Source organism: Streptomyces sp. SDT5-1 (assembly GCF_052245995.1).
Lineage (GTDB): Bacteria > Actinomycetota > Actinomycetes > Streptomycetales > Streptomycetaceae > Streptomyces.
Window position 1 is genome coordinate 5816398 of the sequence record NZ_CM125963.1, and the last position, 25476, is coordinate 5841873.

Below are 25476 nucleotides of genomic sequence, written 5' to 3' on the forward strand. Positions count from 1 at the left end.
CGTTCGCCATGATTATTGGCAGCAGGCGCGCCGGTCCGCAGTGACCGCCTCGTACGACCCGGTACGGGCGGACACCGTCGTCCTCGACCCGCGCGCAGACCTCTCGCACCCGCGAGGGGTTTTTCTGTTTCTGGCCCACCCACAGCCAGGCGGAGAGCGCGGGGGATCATAGAAGGACGGTGGAGCCGGTCATTCCGGTAGACCGAGAATCCCCATCAGGAGCCAGATCAGCATGAGCAGCAGCCACAGCGAACGTCCCAGCGAACTCGACGATTCCTTCCACGTCTTCGACACCACGCTGCGCGACGGCGCACAGCGCGAGGGCATCAACCTCACCGTCGCGGACAAGCTGACCATTGCCCGGCACCTGGACGACTTCGGCGTGGGCTTCATCGAGGGCGGCTGGCCCGGCGCCAACCCGCGGGACACCGAGTTCTTCGCCCGCGCGCAGGAAGAGATCGACTTCAAGCACGCGCAGCTCGTCGCCTTCGGCGCCACCCGCCGCGCCAACGCAAGGGCGAGCGAGGATCCGCAGGTCAAGGCGCTGCTCGACTCCGGCGCCCCGGTCGTCACGCTGGTCGCCAAATCGCACGACCGGCATGTCGAGCTGGCGCTGCGGACGACCCTCGAAGAGAACCTGGAGATGGTGCGCGACACCGTCTCGTACCTCGTCGCGCAGGGCCGCCGGGTCTTCGTCGACTGCGAGCACTTCTTCGACGGCTACCGCGCCAACGCCGAGTACGCGAAGTCCGTCGTCCGGGCCGCGCACGAGGCCGGCGCCTCCGTCGTCGTCCTGTGCGACACCAACGGCGGCTTCCTGCCCGCCCAGGTCCAGGCCGTCGTCTCCACCGTCCTCGCCGACACCGGCGCCCGGCTCGGCATCCACGCCCAGGACGACACGGGCTGCGCCGTCGCCAACACCCTCGCCGCCGTGGACGCGGGCGCGACCCACGTCCAGTGCACCGCGAACGGCTACGGCGAGCGCGTCGGCAACTCGAACCTCTTCCCGGTCGTCGCCGCCCTGGAGCTCAAGTACGGCAAGAAGGTCCTCCCCGAGGGCGCGCTGCGCGAGATGACCCGCATCTCGCACGCCATCGCCGAGGTCGTGAACCTCACCCCGTCCACGCACCAGCCGTACGTGGGCGTCTCCGCGTTCGCCCACAAGGCGGGCCTGCACGCCTCCGCGATCAAGGTCGACCCCGACCTGTACCAGCACATCGACCCGGACCTCGTCGGCAACCACATCCGGATGCTGGTCTCCGACATGGCGGGCCGCGCCTCGATCGAGCTCAAGGGCAAGGAGCTGGGCGTCGACCTCGGCGGCGACCGCGAGCTGGTCGGCCGCGTCGTCGAGCGGGTCAAGGAGCGCGAGCTGGCCGGCTACACGTACGAGGCCGCCGACGCCTCGTTCGAGCTGCTGATGCGCGCCGAGGTCGAGGGCAAGGAGCGCAAGTACTTCGAGGTCGAGTCCTGGCGCGCCATCGTCGAGGACCGCCCCGACGGCTCGCACGCCAACGAGGCCACGGTGAAGCTGTGGGCCAAGGGCGAGCGGATCGTCGCGACGGCGGAGGGCAACGGCCCGGTCAACGCCCTCGACCGGGCGCTGCGCGTCGGCCTGGAGCGGATCTACCCGCAGCTCGCGAAGCTGGAGCTCGTCGACTACAAGGTCCGCATCCTGGAGGGCAAGCACGGCACGTCCTCCACGACCCGCGTGCTGATCTCCACGACCGACGGCTCCGGCGAGTGGTCCACGGTCGGCGTCGCCGAGAACGTGATCGCGGCGTCGTGGGGCGCCCTGGAGGACGCGTACACGTACGGCCTGCTGCGGGCAGGCGTGGAACCCGTCGAGTAGGTCATTACGGCGCGGCCTGAGCTAGCGTCGAGGGTATGAGGCCCTTCCTCGCGGCCCTCGCCGCTCCGTTCCTCGTCCTGGGCGCCACCCTCGCGGTGGCGCCACCCGCCTCCGCCGCCACGGACGTCTCGACCGTCGCCGACGCCCTGCGGGAGAGCCCTGTCTACGTTGCGCCCGGCGCGGGCAAGGGGCTCACGTCGGACGACGTCGACGCGCTGGAGAACCGGATCAAGGACGCGGACAAGCCGGTGATGGTGGCGGTGCTGCCGGCCGACTTCCCGACCCAGGACCTGTTCTCCGACCTGCGGACGAAGACCGGGGTCGTCGGGGTGTACGGGGTGCGGCTCGGCGACCGTTTCGACGCGCGCGCCGACCATCAGGTGATGTCGAACGACGCCGTCCAGCGGGCGGCACACAGCGTTCGGAACCAGTCGGCCAAGAGCCAGCTCGACGACTTCGTCGGCATCTCGCTCCGTACGGCGAAGGGCTCGGCCCCGTCCTCCTGGGGAGGCGGCGACGACGGTGTCTCGGCCGGTGCCCTGATCGGCGTCGGCGCCGTCGTCGTGCTCGGCGGCGCCGGTGTGTACGCGGTGAGCAGGCGCAGCCGCCGCAAGCGCGAGGAGGAGCAGCGCGCGGCGCTCGAGAAGCTGCGGGTCGTGGTCGACGAGGACATCACGGCGTTCGGCGAGGAACTGGACCGCCTCGACTTCCACCCGGCGGAGGCCGGCGCCGACGACGCGATGCGCGCGGACTTCGAGCGGGCCCTCGACGCGTACGAGAAGGCCAAGCGGTACATGAACGACGCGCAGCGCCCCGACGACGTGCGCGGCGTGACACAGGCGCTGGAGGACGGCCGGTTCTCGCTCGCGGTGCTCGCCGCGCGCCGTGAGGGCCGCCCGCTGCCGGAGCGCAGGGCGCCCTGCTTCTTCGACCCGCGGCACGGCCCGTCCACCGAGGACGCCTGGTGGACGCCGCCGGGCGGTTCGCCCCGCGAGGTCCCGGTCTGCGCGGCGGACGCGACGCGGCTGCGCGACGGCGAGGACCCGGACGTGCGCACGGTCGACGCGGGGGCGGGGGAGCGGCGCCCGTACTACGACGCGGGCCCCGCGTACGGGCCGTGGGCCGGCGGGTACTTCGGCGGCGGCATGCTGCCGGGGCTGCTCGTCGGCACGATGCTCGGGTCCATGCTGTCGACCCCGGCGTACGCGGCGGACTACGGCGGCGGGGACTTCGGCGGCGGATTCGACGGCGGCGACATCTCCGGCTCCGACTTCGACCCGGGCGACTTCGGTGGCGGCTTCGGCGACGGCGGGGGCGGCGACTTCGGTGGTGGCGGAGGCGGCGGGGACTTCGGCGGCGGGTTCTAGCGGTCCGACGTCTCGGGGCTCCGCTCCGGGTCCCGCCGCTCGATCGCCGCGGGTGACGCGGCCGGTACGTGCGTGCCCGCGCCGAACATCCACCGCGACAGCGCCACCCGCAGCCGCTGGGCCGCCCGCACCCGGCGTCGTACCCCGTGCTCGTCCTCGTCCGGGAGGGGTTCGAGGGCGGTCGGCCGCTCGTGCTGGGTGAGGCGGTACGCCTCGCCGGGGTCCAGCGGCTCGTGGACCTCCACGTACTCGCCGTGCGGGAGCCGCTTGACGCGCCCCGTCTCGCGGCCGTGCAGGACCTTCTCCTGGTCGCGGCGCTGCAGCCCGAGGCAGATCCGCTTGGTGACGACGAACGCGAGGACCGGGCCCGCGAACAGGGCGACGCGCGCGCCCCACGTGATGGCGTTCACCGAGAGGTGGAAGTGCGTGGCCCACAGGTCGTTGCCGCCCGCCGCCATCGCCACGAGGAACCCGGTGAGCCACGCGACGCCGAGTGCCGTACGGACGGGGCGGTTGCGCGGCCGGTCCAGCACATGGTGCTCCCGCTTGTCGCCGGTGACCCACGCCTCCACGAACGGGTACACCCCGATCAGGACCAGCCACAGCGGGAACGCCAGGAACGGGACGAAGACGCCGAGCGCGAGGGTGTGGCCGCCGACCACGACCTCCCACCCCGGCATCACGCGCACGAGCCCCTCCGCGAACCCCAGGTACCAGTCCGGCTGGGCGCCCGTGGACACCTGGTCCGGACGGTACGGCCCGTACACCCAGACCGGGTTGATGGACGCGACCGCCGACACCAGCGTCACGACGCCGAACACGAGGAAGAAGAAGCCGCCCGCCTTCGCGACGTAGTTGGGGAAGAAGGGCTCGCCGACGACGGTCGTCTCGGTCTTTCCCGGCCCCGGATACTGCGTGTGCTTGTGGTAGAAGACCAGGATCAGGTGGGTGACGACGAGCGCCAGCATGATGCCGGGCAGCAGCAGGATGTGGATCGAGTAGAAGCGGGCCACGATGTCGTGTCCCGGGAACTCCCCGCCGAACAGGAAGAACGACAGATACGTGCCGACGACCGGGACGGCGAGGGTCATGCCCTCGATGAGCCGCATGCCCGCGCCGGAGAGCAGGTCGTCGGGGAGCGAGTAGCCGAGCAGGCCCTCGAAGAGGGCGAGGAACAGCAGCAGCCAGCCGAACAGCCAGTTCAGCTCGCGCGGCTTGCGGAACGAGCCGGTGAAGAAGTGCCGCATCATGTGCACGAACATCGCGGCGACGAAGATCAGCGCCGACCAGTGGTGGATCTGCCGGATGAGCAGCCCGCCGCGCACGTCGAAGCTGATGTCGAGCGTCGACGCGTACGCCTCCGACATCCGGATGCCCTGCAACGGCACGTAACTCCCGTCGTACGTCACCTCGTTCATCGACGGATGGAAGAAGAGGGTGAGGTAGATACCGGTGAGGATCAGGATGAGGAAGGTGTAGAGGCAGATCTCGCCCAGCATGAACGACCAGTGGTCGGGAAACACCTTGCGCAGATAGCTGCGGCCGAGGTGGTAGATGCCGAGCCGGCCGTCGGCCCAGTCGGCGATGCGCTCGCCCCTGGCGGGGGCGGGCGAGCGGTGGTCGGTGCGTGCGGACATCCGGATCCTCCCGTGGCTGCTCACGGAGGAGACGGATCGGGGCGGCCGTGATGTGACACGGGGGCGCCGGAATGTGGCGCGGGTCACTCCGTGGGCGGCGCGGTCAGTTCCGGCTGAGGGTGCGGGTCACGCCCGCCACCAGCGTCGTGGTCAGGATCCAGCCGACGGCGATCAGCGCGTACGACAGGGCCTGCACGCCGCCCTCGGCCCAGTGCCAGCCGTCCCGCTGTCCGAGGCCGCCGACGGGTATCAGCAGGTCCAGCGTGTACGCGACCGGGTTGAACGGCGCGCCCTCGCCCGGCTTGTTCGGCACCGGCCGGTGCGCGTGGAAGACGAGCGACCCGGCGAGGGTGAGCAGCACGAGCCAGATCCCGGCGATCCACGGCCGGTAGCCGTAGCCGACGGTCGCGTCGAGCAGCCGCCCCCACGCCTTCCCGGCCGGGCCGAGCGTGCCGCGCCGTCTGCGCTCCCGTACGAGGAGGACGCGGCGTGCCTCGTCCTCGTGGCCCGCGCGCCGGTAGTGCGCGGCGAGCTGCTCGTACGGCTGCGGCGCGTAGCCGGGCTGGCGGCGCAGCCACGCGAGGCGGCGGGTGACGTCCTCGCGGCGGGTCGGGGCGACGTCGCCGAGCCAGTCGTACGTGAGCCCGTCGAGGCCGACCGTCGCGGGCCAGGTCCGCGGGTCGTCCTGGAGCCTGGCCACGTAGGCGTTGCGCAGGTTCACGCCGCCCGCGGGGGTGCGGGCGAACGCGAGGTCGATGGCCTCGGCGCGCAGGCCCACGCACATCAACGACGAGCCGGAGCCGCCCAGTTCGGCGTCCTGGAAGGAGACGAGGTCGGTCACCTTGGCGCCGCGCAGCCGGATCCTGCCGTCCGCGCGCAGGCCCTGGCAGCGTACGTTCGAGGCGCTGAGGCCGTCGCCCTGGAACGCGTACACGTCCGGTGCTCCCACCCGGATGCGGGCCCCGCGCAGCCACAGGCCGCCCGGCAACTCGGCGCCGGGGAAGCCGACTTCGCCCTCCGCCACGAATCCGTTCTCGCAGAAGACGCCGCCGCGCACCACGCTGCCGCCGCCCTCCAGGGCCACACGGCCCGGCGCCACGAGGTGCGCCCCGTCGAGCCGGACGCCGCCCGCGACGTCGGCGTGCACCAGGTCCACGGCGCTCTCCGCGCCGTCCCGCTCGCCGATCGTGGAGCCGCGCAGATCGAGCCGGCCGCCGAACCGGGCCGTCGAGGCCCGGAGTCCCGGCAGCACGCACTCCTTGAACGTGACGCCCAGGGTGCTCGCGCCCTCCAGGCCCACGGCCTCGTCGAAGCGGCACGCCTCGAAGCGGACGGCGCGCCGGACCTCGGCGCCGTCGAGCCGCAGCGCGCCCGTGACGCGGGTGTCGCGCAGGACGTACGGCGTGGGGCCCGCGCTCTCGTCGAGGATCTCCCGTGCGACGCGCTCGGCGTCGGCACTCCGCTCGGGCGCGAGGGTCATGGCGGCAGCATTCCACACTTCCCCCGCGACGTGAACGCGTCACAAAAGTCGACGCGAACGCAAATCATTTCGCGTCACGCTCGGGCGGGCGCCGACGCTATTTGGCGTGAACTGGCGCGCGTGCGCCGCGCCGAACGGGTCATGATGGCACCGGTGTTCACACGTTGCACACCGGACACATCCGTCCCGTACAGATGAGGTGGAGAGGTCATGACGCAGCAGTCCCCGTCGCAGTTGCAACCGCAAGAAGACGTCAGACGCAAGGCGTACGCGAAGCCGACGATGCACCGGCAGGGCGACTTCACCAGCACGACGGCCGGCTACTTCTACGGCGCCTACAAGGAGTGGATCGTCCGCCGCTTCACCTGACCGCACCGAGCGGCCGACCGGAAGACGTCAGGCACCCAGGGAGAGGAAGCCAGGAATGAACGTGCCCCCAGCCGCCCGTGACTGCTTCGTCGTCCTGCCGGACACCCCGGAGGGCGAGCGCGCGGCAGGGAGCCTCGACGGGGCGCACGTCTTCCGCCATCTCTCCGGTCGGCCGTGGCTGGTCGTCCGCGCCCCGCTGCGCCGCGTGAGCAGCGCGGTGTGCGGCGCGGACGCCGTCGTCGTCATCGGACCGAGCGCGGTCGACGGCCTCGCCGCGGACCTCCGCGCGGCCCGCGACCCCGCCGGGCTGCACGCCCGCGTCGCCCGCCGCCTGCCCGGCGTCCATCACGTCATCTCCCGTACGGGGACACAGACTTGGGCGCGCGGCACCGCGTCGGGCCTGCGTCGCGTCTACGTCACCACGGGCCCCGGCCCCCGGTTCGCGTCCGACCGGCCCGCCGTCCTCGCCGCGCTCACCGGCACGGGACTCGACGAGGCCGCGCTCGCCCTGCGCCTCCTCGACTTCGTGCCGCACCCGCTGGCCGGACGGCCCGTGTGGCGCGGCGTCACGGAGATCGACCCGGCGCACGCGCTCGTACTGGACGGTGGCGACGGCGGCACCGGATATCGCACCCGCCGCTGGTGGCACGCCCCCGACGCCGAACTCCCGCTCGCCGAAGGCGCGGCACGCCTCCACGACGCACTCGACCGCTCCGTCCGCGCCCACCTCGCGGGCCGCACCCGCGTCAGCTGCGAGCTCTCCGGCGGCCTCGACTCCACGTCCCTCACGTTCCTCGCCCGCCGCACGGCGCCCGAACGGCTCGCCCTGCTGACCGTGGCGTCCCGGGAGCCGCACGCCGAGGACGAGACCTGGGCCCGCCGCGCCGCCGCCCTCGCCCCCGAGGCGTCCCACCAGGTCGTCGACGCCGACCAAGTCACCTTGTTCTACGCGGGGGTTGGCGACCCGGCGGGCCCCGACGACGTACCCACCGACGAACCGCTGCCCGTCGCGCCCGCAGGGGCCCGCGCCCGGATGCTCCTCGCCCGCGCCGCGGCCACCGGCTCCGCCTGCCATCTCACCGGCTACGGCGGCGACGAACTGTTCATGCCGCTCCCGGCCGTCGCGGCCGACCTGTTCCCGCGGCGCCCGCGCACGGCGTGGAACCGGATCGGCGCGGCCCGGCACCAGCTCGGCTGGCCCCTCGCGGCGACCGCCCGCGCCCTGCTCGCCCGGCCGCGCTTCGGCACCTGGCTCGCGGACGCCGTCACCGATGCCGCCCCGCCCACCGCCCGGACACCCCAGCTGACCTGGGGATTCCGGCAGAGCTTCGCCCCGTGGCTGACGCCCGACGCGCGCGCCCTCGTCCGGGACGCCTTCCGCGAGGCCGCCGCCCACGCCGAACCGCTCGGAGCGCGGCCCGGACGCCACCTCGACCTCGACACCCTCCGCATGGGCGCCCGCCACTTCCAGGCCATGGAGGAGTACGGGCTCGCCCTCGGCCTTCCGGTCGCCGCGCCGCTGTACGCCGACCACGTCATCGAGGCGACGCTCGCCGTGCGCCTGGCCGACCGCCTCGACCCGGCGCGCTACAAACCGCTGCTCGCCGAGGCCGTGCGCGGCGTCGTGCCCGCGCCGCTGCTCGCCCGCACCACCAAGGACCACATGAACGGCGACACCGCGCAGGGCCTCGCCCGGCACGCCGACGAGCTGCGCGAACTGTGGCACGGCTCCCGGCTCGCCGCCCTCGGCCTGGTCGACGCCCGCGCCCTCGACGGCCTCGCCGCCGACCCGTACTCGCCCCTGCACACCCGCCACTGCGTGGACACGGCGGTGGCCTGCGAAATGTGGCTGCGCGCCACCCGACCCTCGACCAGAGAGGCCCTCACCCGGTGAAGCTCAACGACGGAATCGCGGTCACCACGACGGACTACGGCGGCGTCCTCCTCGACCAACGGGCCGGAACGTACTGGCAGTTGAACGAGACCGCGACCGTCATCGCCATCGCCGCGGCCCAGGGCCTCACCCCCGCCAAGGCCGTGGACCGCCTCGTCGCCGCCTTCGACGTCACACGCCCGCAGGCCGAGTCCGACGTCAGGGCGCTGACGGACCAGCTCGTCGCGGCGAAGCTGGCGACGCCGTGAGCACCGAGATGACGATGCCGGGCCGGCGCGGTGTCGGCGGGGTCCGGGTGCGGCTCGCCGTCGCGGTCGCCCTGCCGCTGGCCAGGCTCCGGCCCGACCGGCTGTGCCGCGTGCTCCGGTTCGTGGGCCGCGGCGCCCGCCCCGTCCCGTACGGCGACGCCCTCGCCGCGTACGAGGCGGTCGTCGGGGCCAGCCGGCGGTGCGCCGGATGGTACGGGTGTCTGCCGCGGTCGCTCGCGGTCACGCTGCTGTGCCGGCTGGGCGGCGCCGTGCCCGCCTGGCACGCGGGGGTGCGCGCCGCGCCGCCGTTCGCGCCGCACGCGTGGGTGACGGCGGAGGGGCGCGTGGTGGGGGAGCGGGCGACGGCCGACGAGTACCGGCCGCTGCTGACCGTCCCGGCGGGCCGATGAGGGCCGACCTCCTCCGGCTCCTCGCGTACGCACGGCCCCACGCGCGGCGCCTCGCCCTCGGTGGGGCGCTCGCCGTCGCCGGATCGGGGGCCGCCCTCGCCCTGCCCGTCATGGCGGAACACGCGGTGCGCGCCTTCGCCGAGCACCGGTCACCGGCCCCGGCCCTCCTGCTGCTCACCGGCGTCGTCCTCGCGGGCGCCGCCCTCACCGCGACCGGCACATACCTGCTGTGCCGCACGGGCGAGGACGTCGTCCTCGGGGCCCGCGAGCGGCTGGTGGCGCGGATGCTGCGGCTCGACGTGGCGTCCGTCGACCGGCTGAGCCCCGGCGATCTGCTGACGCGGGCGACCGGCGACACGACCCTCCTTCGTACGGTCCTCTCCCGCAGCCTCGTCGACACCGCGACCGGCGCGCTGACCCTGGTGGGGACGGTCGTCCTGATGGGGGTGACGGACGCGGTGCTGCTGGGCGCGACCGTGCTGGCGCTGGTCGTCGTCGGAGCGGTCCTCGGCCTGCTCGCGCCGCGCATCCGTCGAGCACAGAGCGAGGCCCAGGAGGCCGTCGGGGAGATGGGCGCGCGGCTCGACCGGGCGCTCCAGTCCTTCCGCACGGTCAAGGCGAACGGCGCGGAGGGCCGGGAGCACGCGGCCGTCGCCTTCGCCGCCCGGCGCGCCCGCGACCGCGGTCTCACGGTCGCCCGCTGGACCTCCGTGTCGGACGTCGCGACGCACGCGTCGGTGCAGCTGGCGTTCCTGTGCGTGCTCGGCGTGGGCGGCGCGCGCGTCGCGTCGGGCGCGCTGGACGTCGCGTCGCTGGTCGCGTTCCTGCTGTACGTGTTCTACCTGGTGGGCCCGCTGGGACAGCTGACGGAGGGCTGGATCGGCCTCACAGGCGGTCTCGCCGCCGTCGGGCGGCTCGCGGAGGTGGCGGATCTGCCGGGGGAGCGGCCGGGCCCTGCGTCGGCCGGGGCGGTGGCGGTGCGCGGCGGGCTCGGCGTCACCTTCACCGACGTCGTCCTGCGCTACCCGGGCGACGATCGGCCGCCCGCCCACGACGGCGTCACCTTCGCGGCCCCGCCGCACGGCATCACCGCGCTCGTGGGCCCGTCGGGCGCGGGCAAGTCCACGGTGTTCGCGCTCCTCGAGCGCTTCTACGACCACGGCTCCGGCCGCGTGACCGTCGGCGGCCGCGACATCCGCGGCTGGCCGCTCACCGACCTGCGCGCCGCCCTCGGCTACGTGGAGCAGGACGCCCCCGTCCTGGCGGGAACGCTCCGCGAGAACCTGCGGTACGCGGCGCCCGACGCGAGCGAGGAAGAGGTGAGGGAGGCGCTCGTCCGCACCCGCCTCGACGATCTGGTGGACCGGCTGCCCGCGGGCCTCGACACCCCGGTGGGGCACCGCGGCGTGCTGCTGTCGGGCGGCGAACGCCAGCGCGTGGCCCTCGCACGGGCCCTGCTCGGGCGGCCCAGGCTGCTCCTCCTCGACGAGGTGACGTCCCACCTCGACGCGGTCAACGAACAGCGTCTGCGCGAGGTCGTCCGGGACCTGGCGGACGACGCCACGGTCCTGGTGATCGCGCACCGCCTGTCGACCGTCGTCGACGCGGACACGATCGTGGTCCTGGAGAACGGGCGCGTACGCGCCCAGGGCACCCACGCCGATCTCCTCGAAAGGGACGCCCTCTACGCCGAGTTGGCGGCCACGCAACTCGTGGCCGCCGCAACTCGTGAATGAACCCCGGGGGCCGCTCAGGCCTCCTTGATGGCGGAGATGTCGAAGTTCAGCTTGATCTTGTCCGAGATCAGGACGCCACCGGTCTCCAGCGCGGCGTTCCAGGTGAGGCCCCACTCCGAGCGGAGGATCTCGGCCTTGCCCTCGAAGCCGACGCGCTCGTTGCCGAACGGGTCCTTCGCGACGCCGTTGAACTCCAGGTCGATCGTGAGCGGCTTGGTGGTGCCGAGGATCGTCAGGTCACCGGTGATGCGGTAGTCGTCGCCGCCCAGGGACTCGGCGGACGTCGAGCGGAACGTCATCGTCGGGAACTCGTCGATCTTGAAGAAGTCGGCGCTCTTCAGGTGACCGTCACGGTCGTCGTTGCCCGTGGAGATGCTCTCCATCCGGACGTCGAAGGAGGCGCTGGACTTCGCCGGGTCCGAGCCGTCCAGGTGCAGCGAGCCGGTGAAGTCGGAGAAGCTGCCCTTCACGTTCGTCACCATGGCGTGCCGGGCGACGAAACCGAGCGTGGTGTGCGCGGGGTCGACCGTGTAGTCGCCGGTGACGGCGGCGAGGTCGGGGTTGGCCGGCGCGGCGGCAGCGGCGGCGGGGGTGGAAGCGGACTCGTTCTTGCGGCCGAAGATGCCCATGACGTGCTCCTTGGGGACGGGTGGCACGGTCGTGCCGAGGTCATTGATGTTGAACGTTGAACCATCAACTGCTCCGACTGTAGCGCGATGATGTTCAATGTTCAACATCAAACGGCGTGTGCCTCTTCGATTACAGCCCGATACGCCTCCCGTCGCCCTTTCGGGCGCGCGCCGGACGGGGCGCGGCGGGGCGGTGTGAGGCGGGTCTCAGGAGGCCGCTTTGTGCGACGTCTACAAGCGGGACCCGTGCTGAGCAGTCACTTCGGCCCTCTCCTGGCGTGGTTCTGTTCAGGGCTACCAGGAAAACGGGCCGGAGACTGTACGGAGTCGACGGACCGTTTTCCCATGGGCACTTCGTAAGGTCACTACATGACCGTTTTGGACGACACTGCCTCGAACCCTGGGGACGAGCCCACCGACGCCCGCGGGCGCGTCGCCGAGCTGCACGCGATCCGTGCGCAGGCGCTGGCCGGACCCAGTGAGAAGGCGACCGAGGCCCAGCACGCGAAGGGCAAGCTGACGGCGCGCGAGCGCATCGAGCTGCTCCTCGACGAGGGTTCGTTCAACGAGGTCGAGCAGCTGCGCAGGCACCGCGCCACCGGCTTCGGCCTGGAGGCCAAGAAGCCGCACACCGACGGTGTCATTACCGGCTGGGGCACGGTCGAGGGCCGCACGGTCTTCGTCTACGCGCACGACTTCCGGATCTTCGGCGGCGCCCTGGGCGAGGCCCACGCCACGAAGATCCACAAGATCATGGACATGGCCATCGCGGCCGGTGCCCCGCTGGTCTCCCTGAACGACGGCGCGGGCGCCCGAATCCAGGAGGGCGTCTCCGCCCTCGCCGGCTACGGCGGCATCTTCCAGCGCAACACCAAGGCGTCCGGCGTCATCCCGCAGATCAGCGTGATGCTCGGCCCGTGCGCCGGCGGCGCGGCCTACAGCCCCGCCCTCACGGACTTCGTGTTCATGGTCCGCGACACCTCGCAGATGTTCATCACGGGCCCCGACGTCGTGAAGGCCGTGACCGGCGAGGAGATCACCCAGAACGGCCTCGGCGGCGCCGACGTGCACGCCGAGACGAGCGGCGTCTCCCACTTCGCGTACGACGACGAGGAGACCTGCCTCGCCGAGGTCCGCTACCTGCTCTCGCTGCTCCCGCAGAACAACCGCGAGAACCCGCCGACCGTCGAGTCCGACGACCCGGCGGACCGCCGCGGCGACGTCCTGCTCGACCTGGTCCCCGCCGACGGCAACCGCCCGTACGACATGACCAAGGTCATCGAGGAGCTCGTCGACGACGGCGACTACCTGGAGGTCCACGAGCGCTGGGCGCGCAACATCATCTGCGCCCTGGCCCGGCTCGACGGCCAGGTCGTCGGCATCGTCGCCAACCAGCCGCAGGCCCTCGCGGGCGTCCTGGACATCGAGGCGAGCGAGAAGGCCGCACGCTTCGTCCAGATGTGCGACGCTTTCAATATCCCCATCGTGACCCTGCTCGACGTCCCCGGCTTCCTGCCGGGCGTCGACCAGGAGCACGGCGGCATCATCCGGCACGGCGCCAAGCTGCTGTACGCGTACTGCAACGCCACCGTGCCCCGGATCTCGCTGATCCTGCGCAAGGCCTACGGAGGCGCGTACATCGTCATGGACTCCCAGTCCATCGGTGCCGACCTCACGTACGCCTGGCCGACCAACGAGATCGCCGTCATGGGCGCCGAGGGCGCGGCCAACGTGATCTTCCGCCGGCAGATCGCCGAGGCGGAGGACCCCGAGGCCATGCGCCAGAAGATGGTCAAGGAGTACAAGGCCGAGCTGATGCACCCGTACTACGCGGCGGAGCGTGGCCTGGTCGACGACGTGATCGACCCCGCTGAGACCCGCGAGGTGCTGATCAGGTCCCTGGCGATGCTCCGGACCAAGCACGCCGACCTGCCGTCCCGCAAGCACGGCAACCCCCCGCAGTAGCGGCCACGAGTCGTAGGAGACCTGCCACATGTCCATGCCTGACATCCGCGTCGAGAAGGGCCACGCCGAGCCCGAGGAGGTCGCGGCCATCACCGCGATCCTGCTCGCCCGCGCCTCCGCCGCCCCCGAGGCCGCCCCGACGCACCACACGCGCCGCACCCGCGCGGCCTGGCGCCGCCTGGAGCGCGAGCCGGGCTTCCGCGCCCCGCACAGCTGGCGCTGACCCGCACACACACGACTGAGGCCCTCCTCCCGATCGGGAGGAGGGCCTCAGTCGTGTGTACGAACGTGCCTACCGGAGCCGCGCCATGAGCGCGTGCTCGACGAGCGTGATCAGCGTCGACTTGGCGTCCGCGCGGTGGCGGGCGTCCGTCGTGATGATCGGGGTGTCGGGGCCGATCTGGAGGGCCTCGCGGACCTCGTCCGGGTTGTACGGCTGCTGGCCGTCGAAGCCGTTGAGGGCGATGACGAACGGCAGCCCGGAGTTCTCGAAGTAGTCCACCGCGGGGAAGCAGTCGGCGAGGCGGCGGGTGTCGACGAGGACGACGGCGCCGATCGCGCCGCGCACCAGGTCGTCCCACATGAACCAGAAGCGGTCCTGACCCGGCGTGCCGAACAGGTACAGGATCAGGTCCTGGTCCAGCGTGATGCGGCCGAAGTCCATGGCGACCGTCGTGGTCGTCTTGTCACCGGTGTGGGTGAGGTCGTCGATGCCCGCGGAGGCGGACGTCATGACGGCCTCGGTGCGCAGCGGGTTGATCTCGGAGACAGCGCCTACGAACGTCGTCTTGCCGACGCCGAAACCACCTGCCACCACGATCTTCGCCGATGTGGTGGAACGGCTTGGAGCAGCCGGCCCTCCGCTAGAGCTTGCGAAGTCCACTGAGCACCCTTTCGAGCAATGTCACGTCTGGCTGGCCGCCGGCGCTCTCGTCGCCGCCGGGCTGATGGATGGCGACCAGTCCCGCCTCCGCGAGGTCGGCGACGAGAATCCTGGCCACGCCGAGCGGGATCGTCAGGAGGGCCGAGATCTCGGCCACCGACTTGATCTCTCGGCACAGATTGCAGATCCGCTGGTGCTCGGGCAGTTGGCCCTGCAACTGGTGCGGCTGCGCGGTGGTGTGCACCAGCGCCTCGATGGCGAGCTGGTACCGCGGCCTGGTGCGGCCGCCCGTCATGGCGTACGGGCGCACCAGCGGGTTGTTCTTCGCGGCGGGTGCGGGATTCGCGTCGGGACGCGGCTGCGGCTGCACGGGCTGGATGCGCGGCGCGGGCGGCTGGTCGTAGGGACCGGGCTGCCGGGTCGGGCGGGCGTGGCCGGCCGAGGAAGGGGTGGACGGAAAGTTGTACCGGTTCTGCGACCCGTCGTCGCCCATGCCTGCCTGGCCGTGGCCGTAGGGCGGCCAATGGGCCGACGAACCGCTCGGCGGTGTTGCTGAACCAGACACGAACTTCCTCCTCCGACTGCGCTGGACACCATCACTGTGGAGCCGCGTCCCGAAACCTTACGGCCCCGGGACGCGAATTCGCACGGCCTGTCTGTTAGTTGAGAAGGCTTCCCTGAAGCTCCGCACGCAGGTCCGGCGTGAGAACCGAGCCCGCACGGTCGACAAGAAGGGCCATCTCGTACCCAACGAGGCCAATGTCCGCCTCGGGGTGTGCAAGGACGGCGAGAGAAGAGCCGTCCGAGATGGACATGATGAAGAGGAATCCTCGCTCCATCTCCACAACTGTCTGGTTCACAGGGCCGCCCTCGAAGATGCGGGAGGCGCCCGCGGTCAACGAGGTCAGACCCGAGGCGACGGCCGCAAGCTGGTCGGCACGGTCGCGGGGGAACCCTTCGGACATCGCCAGAAGGAGTCCGTCGGCGGAGACCACCACCGTGTGGGACACCCCGGGGGTGTTGTCCACGAAGTTGGTGATCAACCAGTTCAGGTTCTGTGCCGCCTGGCTCATCGGGCTCACACTAACGCTCCTGGTTGTAGGTGCTGTCAGGACCACCGTGCTGACTCCACGTGGCCTGGCCGTTCGTATCACTGCTGCCCTCACTGCGTCCCCGCTGTACGCCGCGACGCAGGTTGCTGAGCCTGCCCCGGACGTCCTCGGGTGCGCGGGAGACCTGGGGGCCGCCCTGGGGCGTCGATTCCGCGGTGCCCTCGACCAGGTTGGCCCTGGGCACCCGGCGCGGCAGCCCGGACGCGGTGACCCCGCCCGCCTTCGGCTTCCTGAGCTGCTCCGCGCGCTCCCACCTGGCGTCGTTGGCCGAACGCCACGGGGTGTCCTCGTCGGAGCGGGTCTCGGGGGCCTGCGGAGGGGTCTGCGCGGGCTCCTGCGGGGCCCCGCCGCCGCGCCGCGGCAGACCGGCGTCGGTCAGCGCGTGGGGAGCGGACGGGGCAGGCCCGGACGGTTCTGCCGAGGGGGCGGCACCGTGTCCGTCGAAGCCTACGCGTTCCTGGTCCGCCGCGGCAGTGCCCGGAGCGGATTCCGCTTCGGGACCGAACGGGCCCTGGAAATCGCCCTGGTAGGCGTCCTGGGCCTGCCAGTCGGCCTGCGGCGCGGCCGGCTCGAAGGGGTTGTACGACTCCTGCGGAGCCTCCGCATAACCGTCCTGCCGGAGGCCGCCGGGCGTGAAGGCGTCCGGTTGCCCGTTGTCGTGCGTCGGCTGAACGGGGACGAAGCCGTCGAAACCGCCCTGCGCCCGGCCGTCGTAGCCGGACTGGTGCTCCTCGTAGACGCCCTGCTGCTGCTCGTCGTAGCCGAGCTGCCGCCGGTCGTCGTACGGGGCCTGACGGGTGTCGTACGCGTTCTGCTCGGCGAAGGGCGGACGGTCCTGCTGCGCCTGCTGTGGCTGGAACTCGTCACGGAAGAGCGGGCGCTCCTGCGGGTCCTGCTGCGGGTTCTGCTGGAGGTTCTGCTGCGGGTCCTGAGCGGTGTCCTGCTGCTGGGCCTCGAGGGCCGCGCGGCGCTCCTCGCGCATGAGGGAACGGCCGACCGGGTCCAGCTCGCGGGCGTCGTCGGGGACGTCGTAGCGGCTGTCGTCGAAGCCGAGCTCGGCGGCGGTGCGCAGCGGGGCGTGCTCGAAAGCGGCCTGCTTCGGGATCATCGTCGAGACGGTGAACTCGGAGTCCAGCGGCTGCTGGTCGCCGCCGCCACCGTGGGTGATGACCTCGGGGAGCATGACCAGCGAGGTCGTGCCCGCCTGCTCGCCCGAGGGGCGCAGCTGCACGCGGATGCCGTGCCGGTCGGAGAGCCGGCCGACCACGAACAGGCCCATGCGCTGGGAGATCGCGGCGTCCACGGTCGGCGGGTTGGCCAGCTTGTGGTTGATGTCCGCGAAGTCCTCGGCGGTGAGGCCGATGCCCTTGTCGTGGATCTCGATCATCACGCGGCCGTCGGGGAGACGGGTCGCGGTGACGCGGACCTTGGTCTGCGGGGAGGAGAACGTCGTGGCGTTCTCCAGGAGCTCGGCGAGCAGGTGCACGAGGTCGGTGACCGCGCGGCCGTGGATCTCGGCCTCCGGCACGCCCTGGAGCTCGATGCGCTCGTACTGCTCCACCTCGGAGGTCGCGGCGCGCAGCACATCGACCAGCGGGACCGGCTGGTCCCAGCGGCGGCCGGGCTCCTCGCCCGCGAGGACCAGGAGGTTCTCGCCGTTGCGGCGCATACGGGTCGCGAGGTGGTCCAGGCGGAAGAGGTTCTCCAGCTGGTCCGGGTCGGCCTCGTTGTTCTCCAGGTCGGTGATGAGGGTCAGCTGGCCCTCGATCAGCGACTGGTTGCGCCGCGACAGGTTGGTGAAGATCGCGTTGATGTTGCCGCGCAGCAGGGCCTGCTCGGCGGCGAGCCGGACGGCCTCGCGGTGCACCTGGTCGAAGGCGCGGGCGACCTCGCCGATCTCGTCGGTCGTGGAGATCGGGATCGGCTGCACGCGGGTGTCCACGCGGCCAGGCTCGGTGCGCGAGAGCTGGTCGACCAGCATCGGCAGGCGCTGCTCGGCGACGTCGAAGGCGGCGGTGCGCAGGCGGCGCATGGAGCGCGACATCTGGCGGGCCATCTGCCCGGCGAGCAGGAACGCGGCGAGCAGCGCGACCACGACGGCGGCACCGGTGATGATCGCCTCGCGCTTGGCGTCGGCGGCGATGCCGGAGGCCTCGTTCACGGCCTTGGTCGCCAGATCCGACTCGATCGTGCGATAGGCGTCGAACTTCGCCGTGTTGACCGCCCACCAGTTCTCGGGCGTGACGCCCTTCTGGGCGAGCGCGAGCCGCGCGCTGGGCTGGGTGCTCGGCAGGGCCGCCACCGCGGCGACCATCTTCGTGGTCTCGGGCGGCGGGGTGTACGAGGGGTTCTTGGCCTTGGCGGCGGCGGCCTGCTCGGCGCCGTCGGCCTTCAGCTTCTTGACCGCGTCCTCCAGCTTCTGGAGGTCCTGCGGGGTGCCGCCGCCCTTGTACTCCTCGATGGCGATGTTCTCGAGGTACGCGTAGGAGCCGAGCGCGGTGCGTTGACGGTTCAGGCTGGAGGCGCTGGTGCCGGGCTTCACCAGGAGGTGCATGCCGATGGACCGCTCGAGCGAGAGCGCCGCCTTGGACAGCGAGATCGCGTAGACGGTGCGGCCGTAGCTGGTGATGTTGCCGGTGCCGAGGCCCAGCTCGTTGGCGAACTCCATCAGCGGGTGCTGGATGGCGACGTAGCCCTCTTCGGTCTGCACACCGGGGAGCTTGGAGGTGTAGGCGGCGGCGCGCAGCTTCTTGAGCCCGGGCTCGACCTCGGTGAACTGCGCCATGCGGCGCTGGAGGCCTTCCTTCTGCGGCATGTCCTCGGCCGCGGCGTGGAACTTGTCCGCTGCGGCGTCGGTCGCCTGGCGCGCCTTGGTGACCTTCGGGTCGTCGGTCTTGCCCTGGAGGAGGGGCGCGGCGGTGACGTCGCGCTCCTCGATGAGGCGGTTGCCGTACGTCAGCGAGGCCTGCACGAGGCGCGCGGTGCTCTCGGCGTCCTCGGCCTCCTGCCAGGTGTCGATCGAGTTCGCCACCTGGAAGCCACCCATGACGAGGCCGACGACCACGGGTATGAGAAGGATGGCGTTGAGCTTGGCAGGTACACGCCAGTTACGGGGTGACATCCGGCCGCCCGACGGTGCCGGCGCTGGGGCCTCGGCCGCCGGTGCGGTCCGCGCCGCGTCGCGCGGGGGCGGGGTGAAGTTGCCCCGCGCCGAGACCGGCTCGGGACTGTTCTTGCTTCGCCTCACTCGACCAACAACCTCTCGGCGTCGGCACCTACGTTGTGCCGCTGTGTGTCTCCAGGCCCATTCCTACTGGGCAGTTCAGCGCATTCCAGCACGTCAAGAGGCGCACCTCCAAACAGTCGGAACCGGAAGCTCCGCGTGACGCATGCCCCAGATAAAACGGTCATAAAGAGCGAGCCCCGCCAAAAGGCGGGGCTCTTGTGAGCACAGCGGAACCGGGTGTGCGCGACGTGTGTCGGTGCCCTGGGAATTCTCTTTCGAAACGTTATGAACAGCACGGCCCGGCGTGTCAAAGGCCACAGAGGGCGCCGAACGGGCTACGACAACTGCCGTACGGATCTGGCCACTTGGTGACCGAGATCCGACCGTTTCTGGCAGGCGGGCTACTTCAGGCGGGCCATGAGCGCGTGCTCGACGAGCGTGATCAAGCCACTCTTCGCGTCGGCGCGGTGCCGGGCGTCCGTGGTGATGATCGGGGTGTCCGGGCCGATCTGGAGCGCCTCGCGGACCTCTTCGGGCGTGTACGGCTGGTGCCCGTCGAAGCCGTTGAGGGCGATGACGAACGGCAGCCCGGAGTTCTCGAAGTAGTCCACCGCCGGGAAGCAGTCCGCGAGCCGGCGCGTGTCCACGAGCACCACGGCGCCGATCGCGCCGCGCACCAGGTCGTCCCACATGAACCAGAAGCGGTCCTGGCCCGGCGTACCGAACAGGTACAGGATCAGGTCGTCGTCGAGCGTGATGCGGCCGAAGTCCATGGCGACGGTGGTCGTCGTCTTGTCCCCGGTGTGCGTCAGATCGTCGATCCCGGCGCTCGCCGAGGTCATGACCGCCTCGGTGCGCAGCGGGTTGATCTCGGAGACGGCGCCCACGAACGTCGTCTTGCCGACGCCGAAGCCGCCCGCCACCACGATCTTCGCCGAGGTGGTCGCGCGGGCGGTTCCCACGGAGCCGTCAGAGCTTGCGAAGTCCACTGAGCACCCTTTCGAGCAGAGTCACGTCCGGCGCGCCACCGTTGGCCTCGTCGCCGCCCGGCTGGTGAATCGCGACGAGCCCGGCCTCGGCCAGGTCCGCGACGAGGATCCGGGCCACGCCCAGCGGCATCGAGAGCAGCGCCGAGACCTCGGCCACCGACTTCACCTCACGGCACAGGTGGCAGATGCGCTGGTGCTCCGGCAGCAGCGTCATCAGGGCCGCGGGGTCCGCTGTCGTGCTCACCAGCGCCTCGATCGCGAGCTGGTAGCGCGGACGGGTCCTGCCACCGGTCATCGCGTACGGGCGGACCAGGGGCTGGTCGCCCTCGGGACCGTACGCGGCGTGGGCGGTGGCGCCGTACGGGTCGTGTGCGTCGGTGGGCGGGGTCATGGATCCTCCGGGCGGGACGACAAGGGTGGGGCCTGCCGTCTGAGGGTGGGCCGGTGGGGGGATTGTGACGGCGGAACAACGGGTGTGCGGATTGCGTGCGCTGACTGGATTCCGGGGCTGCTCATGCAGCAGACTGCGGGGGCGGCCGGGGTTACCGGCCGTTACCCGCCTCAGTGCAACAGGCTGCCCTGGAGCTCTGCGCGCAGGTCGGGGGTGAGCACGGAGCCCGCCCGGTCGACCATCAGCGCCATCTCGTAGCCGACGAGGCCGATGTCGCAGTCGGGGTGCGCGAGCACGGCGAGCGACGAGCCGTCCGAGATGGACATGATGAAGAGAAAGCCGCGCTCCATCTCCACGACCGTCTGATTCACCGGGCCGCCCTCGAAGATCCGGGACGCGCCGGCCGTGAGCGAGGTGAGCCCCGACGCCACGGCCGCCAGCTGGTCCGCGCGGTCGCGCGGGAACCCCTCGGACATCGCGAGCAGCAGCCCGTCCGCGGACACCACGACCGTGTGCGAGACACCCGGTGTGTTGTCCACGAAGTTCGTGATCAACCAGTTCAGGTTCTGTGCCGCCTGGCTCATCTGGCTCAACTAACGCTCCTGCTGGTGAGTGGGGCGGGGGTAGCTGCCGGTGCTGCCGGCCTGCCGCCCCTGCTGGATGCCCCGACGGAGATTGGTCAGCCGACCGCGCACCTCGTCCGGTGCGCGCGAGACCTGAGGACCGGTCTGAGTCTGCTGCTCCTGGGCCGTGCCCGCCACCAAGTTCGCCCTCGGCACACGACGCGGCAGGCCGGAGTGGGTCACACCACCGGCGGCCGGCTTGCGCACCCGCTCGGCCTGACGCATCAGGTCGTCGTTCGGCGACTGCCGCCAGTTGACCTCGGACGGGTCGGGGGAGGCGGCGGGACGTGCGGGGGCCGCGGCGGGAGCCTGCGGCTGCGGACGCTGCGGAAGGCCACCCTGCTCGGGGCGGTCACCGGGCGACTGCGGAGCCTGGTTCCCTGCCTGACCGTGCTGGGCCTGACCGTTCTGGCTCTGTCCGTGCTGCGCCTGGCCGTTCCTGTCCTGGCCCTGACCCTGGTTCTGCCCCTGGCCACGGCCGTTCTGCCCGTGGAACCAGTTCGTCTCCAGCGTGTCGTACAGCGGCGTGCGCCCGTCACCGCCCGACGCGTCGCCCGGCGGCAGGATGTCCTGCTGCGAGGGCTGCTCCGGGATGCCCTGGTCCTGGGCGCCGTTGCGCTGCGGCGGCTTCGGCGGCGTGAACTCGAACTGGCCACCGACCGAACGGCCCTGCGGCTGCGTGTACTGGCCGGTGTTCTGCCCCGCGTTCTGGCCCGCGTTCGGCACTGTGCTCCGGCCCGCGTTCGGGACCGGCGGGAACTGCGCCGTGCTCGACGGGTCGCCGCCCTGCGACGGCACCGCGTACTGGCCCGTGCCGGACGGGTCCTGCGGGCGCTGGAAGGCGCCGGTGTCCTGCGGGCCCTGCGGCTGCGCGAACCGGCCGGTCGAGGACGGGTCCTCGACGCGCGGGAACTGCGCGGTACCCGGGTCCTGCGGCCGCTGCGGCAGCCCGGCCGTCGACGGGTCGCCGTGCGGCTGCTCGAACTGCCCACCGGCGGACGGGTTCTGACGGTCCGTGAGACCGCTGTCCCGGAAACCGTTCGCCCCGGACGCCTCGCCGTCGCGCGGACCGAACACGTCGGAGCGGACGAACTGACCGGAGTCCTGCGCGGGGCCGCGGCCGCCGTGGCGCGGGCCCTGACGGTCGTCGCGGACGCGCGGGAAGCGGGCCGTGGAGTCCGGCTCGTCGTGACCGCGCGGAGCGTCCAGGTTCGGCTGCGCGTTCTCGTCGCCCCAGCTCGGCGTGCGCGGCTGCGGGGTGCCGCCCGGCAGCTCGGCGCGCGGACCGCCGCGCGGGGGCAGCACCGGGCGCCGGCCCTGCTGCTCGTTCGGGTCGCTGTGGGTGCGCTGCTGCGGCGGCACGGGGCCGCCCGGAGCCTGCGCGTTGCCGAACATGTCGGGAGCGGACGGGCCGCCGGGAGCACCGGGGCCACCGGCACCAGGGCCGCCCTGCGCACCGGGAGCCGCCGGACCCTGCGGGCCACCACGACCCGGCAGCGCCGCACGCGGCCCGGACGCACCGGCACCGACCTGCGGGCGACCGGCACCCGGACCACCGGAACCGGCGGCGAGCCGACCGGCGGCGCCACCCGCGTTCCCCGGAGTCTGGCCACGACGCGCGGCGGCCACACCGGCGGCGGCCTGCGCGGCGGCCGGACCACCGGCACCGCCCGGACCACCCTTGCCGGACGGCTTCTTGCCGCCCTGGGCGACGTCCACGGGGAGCATGACCAGCGCGGTCGTACCACCGGAGTCGGACGGGCGGAGCTGGATGCGGATGCCGTGCCGCTGCGACAGACGACCGACCACGAACAGACCCATGCGGCGGGACACCGACACGTCCACGGTGGGCGGCGACGCGAGCCGCTCGTTGATCGCCGCGAGGTCCTCGGGGGAGAGGCCGATGCCGGTGTCGTGGATCTCGATCAGCACACGCCCGTCGGGCAGCGCGTGACCGGTCACCTTCACCTTGGTCTGCGGCGAGGAGAACGAGGTCGCGTTCTCGAGCAGCTCGGCGAGCAGGTGCACGAGGTCGTTGACGACACGACCCGCGACATCCGTGGCGGGCACGGCGGCCAGCTCAATACGCTCGTACTGCTCCACCTCGGACGCGGCGGCACGCAGCACGTCGACCAGCGGCACGGGCCGCGTCCAGCGACGGCCGGGCTCCTCACCCGCGAGAACGAGCAGGTTCTCACCGTTACGACGCATACGCGTGGCGAGGTGGTCGAGCTTGAACAGCGACGACAGCTGGTCCGGGTCGGCCTCGCGGGACTCGAGCTCGGAGATGAGCGACAGCTGGCGCTGGATGAGGCCCTGCGAACGGCGCGAGAGGTTGGTGAACATCGCGTTGACGTTGCCCCGCAGGAGGGCCTGCTCGGCGGCGAGGCGGACCGCCTCGCGGTGCACGTCGTCGAAGGCCGCGGCCACCTTGCCGATCTCGTCGCGCGAGTGCACACCGACCGACTCCACGGACGTGTCCACGTCCTGCGGGTCCGACTCGGAGAGCTCCTTGACCAGCTCGGGCAGGCGGTCCTGGGCGACCTTGGTGGCCGTGTCCTGGAGCCGGCGCAGCGAGCGGATCATGGACCGGGCCACGACGAACGCGCCGACGAGCGAGACGCCGAGCACGAGCAGGATCAGCGCACCGTTGATGATCGCCGAACGCTCGGACGCGTTCCGCAGCTCACGGGCCTGCTGTTCCATCTGGTTGAGCAGCGTCAGCTCGATCTTGGACATTTCCTGGATGCGCGTGGTGTCCGCGTCGATCCAGTCCTTGTACGAGCGCTTGTCCTGGGACTTGATCCCGTCGGACTTCTGGAGCACGCGGTTCGCGTACGTGTCCGCGGCCTTGATCGTGGAGTTGTTCTCCTCGATCGGCTTCAACAGCTCCTGGGCGGGCACGGCGCCGTAGACGGCCTTGAACGACTGGATCTGCGACTTCTGGTTCTCGGCGGCGGCCAGACCGTACTGCCGGTCGGTCTCCGAGAGCCGGCCGAACCGGGCGCTGTTCGGCGGCAGGGCGGCGGCGATGATGGCGCGCTGCTCCGACGCGTACTCCTTGGCGGAGGAGAACGCGGCAAGGGCGCGCGTGCGCTGGATCATCTCGGGGCTGCTGGTGGCCTGCGCCATGTCGGTCGACAGGGAGAGCAGCTCATCGATGATGCGGCTGTACGAGTCGACGGTCTGCGACGAGTTCGACTTGTCGTCGTACGCGGCCTGCCGGATCTTGCTGAGGTTGATCAGCTCGCTGGCGATCTGCACCGCGTGCTCGCGCACACCGTTGAGACTGCCGGCCTCGCCGTCCGCCTTGATGTCCGTGGTGCTCTGAAGGAACGTGTCCTGCGCGCGGTCGGTCTTCTCGCGCGTCGACTTCACGTTGAAGTCGCTCGTCGAGCCGCCGTTCGAGAGCGGGCCCGCGGCCTGGTCGCGCTCCTCCTGGAGCGCAGACGCCAGCTCGGTGGCCTGCTTGGTCATCTCGGTCAGCAGCTTCATGTTGTCGAGCTGCTGGATGTCGTTCAGGGACTCGGCGATACGGAGCGCGCCGAGCGAGGTCGCCGCGACCACGGGGAGCGCGAGCAGCGAGACGAGGCGCGTCGAAATGCGCCAGTTGCGCAGCGCCATCCGGGAACCGGGACCCGTGGGCCCCTTGGGCTTCGCCGACGACGGCGCGGCAGCGCCCGAAGGGCCGCCCTGGCCGTCGGCCTCCGAGGTCTCGACGGACGCGGTGCGTCCCGGGTTCTGGGCGTGCGGGGGCCGGACGCCGCCCGCCGTCGGGCCGGTCCCGCCGCGCGGCTCCGGCTCCGCCGCAGCGCTGCCATCCCTGTTCTTACGTCCCTGCACTAGCGTCGCAACCTCTGGACCAGGCGCCCCGCCCGCGTGCGCGGACAAGGCGGTGTCGGCGTCGTTCGGGGGACGACCTGAAACGTCCCCCTGTGGTCGTGAGTGACCGGCGCTGGTTCCCCCTGTTCCGCCGCTGCTCGGCGCTGCGTTGCGCCCGTGCGCGCCGGTTCTGTACCCGCGGCGGTCCACGCGATTCCAGCACAGTGCAGGATCTCCAACAAGGCCCGAGGTTCCGGCTGCACCCTGTGTGACACGGCGTAAGAGGAGAGTCACGAGACGTCGGACGCGACCCGCTCCAAGCCGCTCATTACGGGACTTTCCGCGTACGCCTGGGGGGTGTCCCAGACGCCATGATCGGGAGCGGAATAGCGGCTTCAGCTATGCAATGTCCGTTTCGTGCGCGGTGATCGACAGTCCAGAAAGTCGGTTTTGCGTGACAGCTCGTGAGCAAACTCACACGCGGACGATCACAACTTCCCGGCTTTCGACGGGAATCAGATGTTTAGCCTGACGCTTTACAGGGATGGCCCATCGGACTACGGAGAAGGTTCCCGAGCACAGTCATGACGAAGACGATGATGTTCCAGAACATTGCCAACCCGCGGCGCACCACGCTCGCGCACCTCGCGGACGCCGAGGAGATCCAGGCCGCGCCCGCCGTCCCGGAGCACTCGGCGACCCTCCCCACGAACACGGCCAACCCGAAGCGCACCATCCTCATGGAGGCGCCGGAGACCGCCCCCGCGGCGTAACGGCCCGCAGCACGGCGGCAGCCCCACCGCGTTAGCCTGGCTCTGTCACATCCCACCCGGGTCAACGCCA

21 protein-coding genes are annotated in these 25476 nt (G+C 71.7%); 10 read left to right on the top strand and 11 right to left on the bottom strand.

Annotated features, from left to right (window positions below; genetic code table 11):
* Window positions 1-232 precede the first annotated feature (232 nt).
* Window positions 233-1852, top strand: coding sequence for a citramalate synthase (gene cimA / locus ACTWJ8_RS26900; RefSeq protein ID WP_443260477.1), 1620 nt, complete (start codon window positions 233-235; stop codon window positions 1850-1852).
* A gap of 35 nt (window positions 1853-1887) precedes the next feature.
* Entirely contained in the window at window positions 1888-3219 is a 1332-nt protein-coding gene (locus tag ACTWJ8_RS26905) for a hypothetical protein (RefSeq protein WP_443260478.1), read from the top strand.
* Here ACTWJ8_RS26905 and qcrB read toward each other — a convergent pair.
* Window positions 3216-4856, bottom strand: a complete 1641-nt coding sequence (gene qcrB, locus ACTWJ8_RS26910; protein ID WP_443260479.1) for a cytochrome bc1 complex cytochrome b subunit — start codon at window positions 4854-4856, stop codon at window positions 3216-3218. The two genes, ACTWJ8_RS26905 and qcrB, sit on opposite strands and share 4 nt — an antisense overlap.
* A gap of 103 nt (window positions 4857-4959) precedes the next feature.
* On the bottom strand, window positions 4960-6336 hold the full coding sequence (locus ACTWJ8_RS26915; protein ID WP_443260480.1) for a pentapeptide repeat-containing protein: 1377 nt from the start codon (window positions 6334-6336) through the stop codon (window positions 4960-4962).
* A 210-nt stretch (window positions 6337-6546) separates the two neighbouring features.
* Between ACTWJ8_RS26915 and ACTWJ8_RS26920 the strand changes: the two genes are divergently transcribed.
* The 5 genes from ACTWJ8_RS26920 to ACTWJ8_RS26940 are packed head-to-tail and all read left to right on the top strand — an operon-like array spanning window position 6547 to window position 10993.
* Entirely contained in the window at window positions 6547-6705 is a 159-nt protein-coding gene (locus ACTWJ8_RS26920; RefSeq protein ID WP_356388866.1) for a putative RiPP precursor, read from the top strand.
* A 55-nt stretch (window positions 6706-6760) separates the two neighbouring features.
* Complete coding sequence (locus ACTWJ8_RS26925) at window positions 6761-8599, top strand: asparagine synthase-related protein (RefSeq protein WP_443260481.1); 1839 nt, start codon at window positions 6761-6763, stop codon at window positions 8597-8599.
* Window positions 8596-8847 carry a lasso peptide biosynthesis PqqD family chaperone gene (locus ACTWJ8_RS26930; protein WP_356388870.1) on the top strand — a complete coding sequence of 84 codons (252 nt, stop codon included), beginning with the start codon at window positions 8596-8598 and terminating at the stop codon, window positions 8845-8847. The genes ACTWJ8_RS26925 and ACTWJ8_RS26930 overlap by 4 nt, the downstream gene beginning before the upstream one ends.
* Window positions 8844-9257 carry a lasso peptide biosynthesis B2 protein gene (locus tag ACTWJ8_RS26935; RefSeq protein WP_356388872.1) on the top strand — a complete coding sequence of 138 codons (414 nt, stop codon included), beginning with the start codon at window positions 8844-8846 and terminating at the stop codon, window positions 9255-9257. Before ACTWJ8_RS26930 ends, ACTWJ8_RS26935 begins: the two co-directional genes overlap by 4 nt.
* A complete protein-coding gene (locus ACTWJ8_RS26940; protein WP_443260482.1) occupies window positions 9254-10993 on the top strand; it encodes an ABC transporter ATP-binding protein in 1740 nt (579 codons plus the stop codon). The genes ACTWJ8_RS26935 and ACTWJ8_RS26940 overlap by 4 nt, the downstream gene beginning before the upstream one ends.
* A 14-nt stretch (window positions 10994-11007) precedes the next feature.
* Here the strand turns inward: ACTWJ8_RS26940 and ACTWJ8_RS26945 are convergent, their stop codons facing one another.
* Window positions 11008-11622 (bottom strand): YceI family protein, encoded by a 615-nt coding sequence (locus ACTWJ8_RS26945; protein ID WP_356388875.1) that lies wholly within the window; start codon window positions 11620-11622, stop codon window positions 11008-11010.
* Between the two features lie 369 nt (window positions 11623-11991).
* Between ACTWJ8_RS26945 and ACTWJ8_RS26950 the strand changes: the two genes are divergently transcribed.
* Together ACTWJ8_RS26950 and ACTWJ8_RS26955 are read left to right on the top strand one after the other, a co-directional pair.
* Entirely contained in the window at window positions 11992-13587 is a 1596-nt protein-coding gene (locus ACTWJ8_RS26950; protein WP_356388877.1) for an acyl-CoA carboxylase subunit beta, read from the top strand.
* 28 nt (window positions 13588-13615) lie between these two features.
* A complete protein-coding gene (locus ACTWJ8_RS26955) occupies window positions 13616-13810 on the top strand; it encodes an acyl-CoA carboxylase subunit epsilon (RefSeq protein ID WP_356388879.1) in 195 nt (64 codons plus the stop codon).
* 69 nt (window positions 13811-13879) lie between these two features.
* On the opposite strand, the gene ACTWJ8_RS26960 is transcribed toward ACTWJ8_RS26955, so the two are convergent.
* From ACTWJ8_RS26960 to ACTWJ8_RS26995, 8 genes are all read right to left on the bottom strand, one after another.
* Complete coding sequence (locus tag ACTWJ8_RS26960) at window positions 13880-14470, bottom strand: GTP-binding protein (protein ID WP_306318780.1); 591 nt, start codon at window positions 14468-14470, stop codon at window positions 13880-13882.
* Window positions 14451-15035, bottom strand: a complete 585-nt coding sequence (locus ACTWJ8_RS26965; RefSeq protein WP_356388881.1) for a DUF742 domain-containing protein — start codon at window positions 15033-15035, stop codon at window positions 14451-14453. The genes ACTWJ8_RS26960 and ACTWJ8_RS26965 overlap by 20 nt, the downstream gene beginning before the upstream one ends.
* A gap of 94 nt (window positions 15036-15129) precedes the next feature.
* Window positions 15130-15543 (bottom strand): roadblock/LC7 domain-containing protein, encoded by a 414-nt coding sequence (locus ACTWJ8_RS26970; RefSeq protein ID WP_240140277.1) that lies wholly within the window; start codon window positions 15541-15543, stop codon window positions 15130-15132.
* Between the two features lie 10 nt (window positions 15544-15553).
* Window positions 15554-18829, bottom strand: coding sequence for a nitrate- and nitrite sensing domain-containing protein (locus ACTWJ8_RS26975; RefSeq protein WP_443260483.1), 3276 nt, complete (start codon window positions 18827-18829; stop codon window positions 15554-15556).
* Between the two features lie 380 nt (window positions 18830-19209).
* Window positions 19210-19797, bottom strand: coding sequence for a GTP-binding protein (locus tag ACTWJ8_RS26980; protein ID WP_356388885.1), 588 nt, complete (start codon window positions 19795-19797; stop codon window positions 19210-19212).
* A complete protein-coding gene (locus ACTWJ8_RS26985) occupies window positions 19778-20188 on the bottom strand; it encodes a DUF742 domain-containing protein (protein ID WP_356388887.1) in 411 nt (136 codons plus the stop codon). The genes ACTWJ8_RS26980 and ACTWJ8_RS26985 overlap by 20 nt, the downstream gene beginning before the upstream one ends.
* 170 nt (window positions 20189-20358) lie before the next feature.
* Window positions 20359-20772, bottom strand: a complete 414-nt coding sequence (locus ACTWJ8_RS26990) for a roadblock/LC7 domain-containing protein (protein ID WP_306318913.1) — start codon at window positions 20770-20772, stop codon at window positions 20359-20361.
* Between the two features lie 9 nt (window positions 20773-20781).
* On the bottom strand, window positions 20782-24654 hold the full coding sequence (locus ACTWJ8_RS26995; protein WP_443260484.1) for a nitrate- and nitrite sensing domain-containing protein: 3873 nt from the start codon (window positions 24652-24654) through the stop codon (window positions 20782-20784).
* 563 nt (window positions 24655-25217) lie between these two features.
* Between ACTWJ8_RS26995 and ACTWJ8_RS27000 the strand changes: the two genes are divergently transcribed.
* Window positions 25218-25406, top strand: coding sequence for a hypothetical protein (locus ACTWJ8_RS27000; protein ID WP_356388891.1), 189 nt, complete (start codon window positions 25218-25220; stop codon window positions 25404-25406).
* Window positions 25407-25476 lie beyond the last annotated feature (70 nt).

What these genes read in the sequence shown, in the direction of transcription:
- cimA (WP_443260477.1), top strand. Translation starts at nt 233, where the DNA reads ATGAGCAGCAGCCACAGCGAACGTCCCAGCGAACTCGACGATTCCTTC.
- ACTWJ8_RS26905 (WP_443260478.1), top strand. Translation starts at nt 1,888, where the DNA reads ATGAGGCCCTTCCTCGCGGCCCTCGCCGCTCCGTTCCTCGTCCTGGGC.
- qcrB (WP_443260479.1), bottom strand. Translation starts at nt 4,856, where the DNA reads ATGTCCGCACGCACCGACCACCGCTCGCCCGCCCCCGCCAGGGGCGAG.
- ACTWJ8_RS26915 (WP_443260480.1), bottom strand. Translation starts at nt 6,336, where the DNA reads ATGACCCTCGCGCCCGAGCGGAGTGCCGACGCCGAGCGCGTCGCACGG.
- ACTWJ8_RS26920 (WP_356388866.1), top strand. Translation starts at nt 6,547, where the DNA reads ATGACGCAGCAGTCCCCGTCGCAGTTGCAACCGCAAGAAGACGTCAGA.
- ACTWJ8_RS26925 (WP_443260481.1), top strand. Translation starts at nt 6,761, where the DNA reads ATGAACGTGCCCCCAGCCGCCCGTGACTGCTTCGTCGTCCTGCCGGAC.
- ACTWJ8_RS26940 (WP_443260482.1), top strand. Translation starts at nt 9,254, where the DNA reads ATGAGGGCCGACCTCCTCCGGCTCCTCGCGTACGCACGGCCCCACGCG.
- ACTWJ8_RS26945 (WP_356388875.1), bottom strand. Translation starts at nt 11,622, where the DNA reads ATGGGCATCTTCGGCCGCAAGAACGAGTCCGCTTCCACCCCCGCCGCC.
- ACTWJ8_RS26950 (WP_356388877.1), top strand. Translation starts at nt 11,992, where the DNA reads ATGACCGTTTTGGACGACACTGCCTCGAACCCTGGGGACGAGCCCACC.
- ACTWJ8_RS26955 (WP_356388879.1), top strand. Translation starts at nt 13,616, where the DNA reads ATGTCCATGCCTGACATCCGCGTCGAGAAGGGCCACGCCGAGCCCGAG.
- ACTWJ8_RS26970 (WP_240140277.1), bottom strand. Translation starts at nt 15,543, where the DNA reads ATGAGCCAGGCGGCACAGAACCTGAACTGGTTGATCACCAACTTCGTG.
- ACTWJ8_RS26985 (WP_356388887.1), bottom strand. Translation starts at nt 20,188, where the DNA reads ATGACCCCGCCCACCGACGCACACGACCCGTACGGCGCCACCGCCCAC.
- ACTWJ8_RS26990 (WP_306318913.1), bottom strand. Translation starts at nt 20,772, where the DNA reads ATGAGCCAGGCGGCACAGAACCTGAACTGGTTGATCACGAACTTCGTG.
- ACTWJ8_RS27000 (WP_356388891.1), top strand. Translation starts at nt 25,218, where the DNA reads ATGACGAAGACGATGATGTTCCAGAACATTGCCAACCCGCGGCGCACC.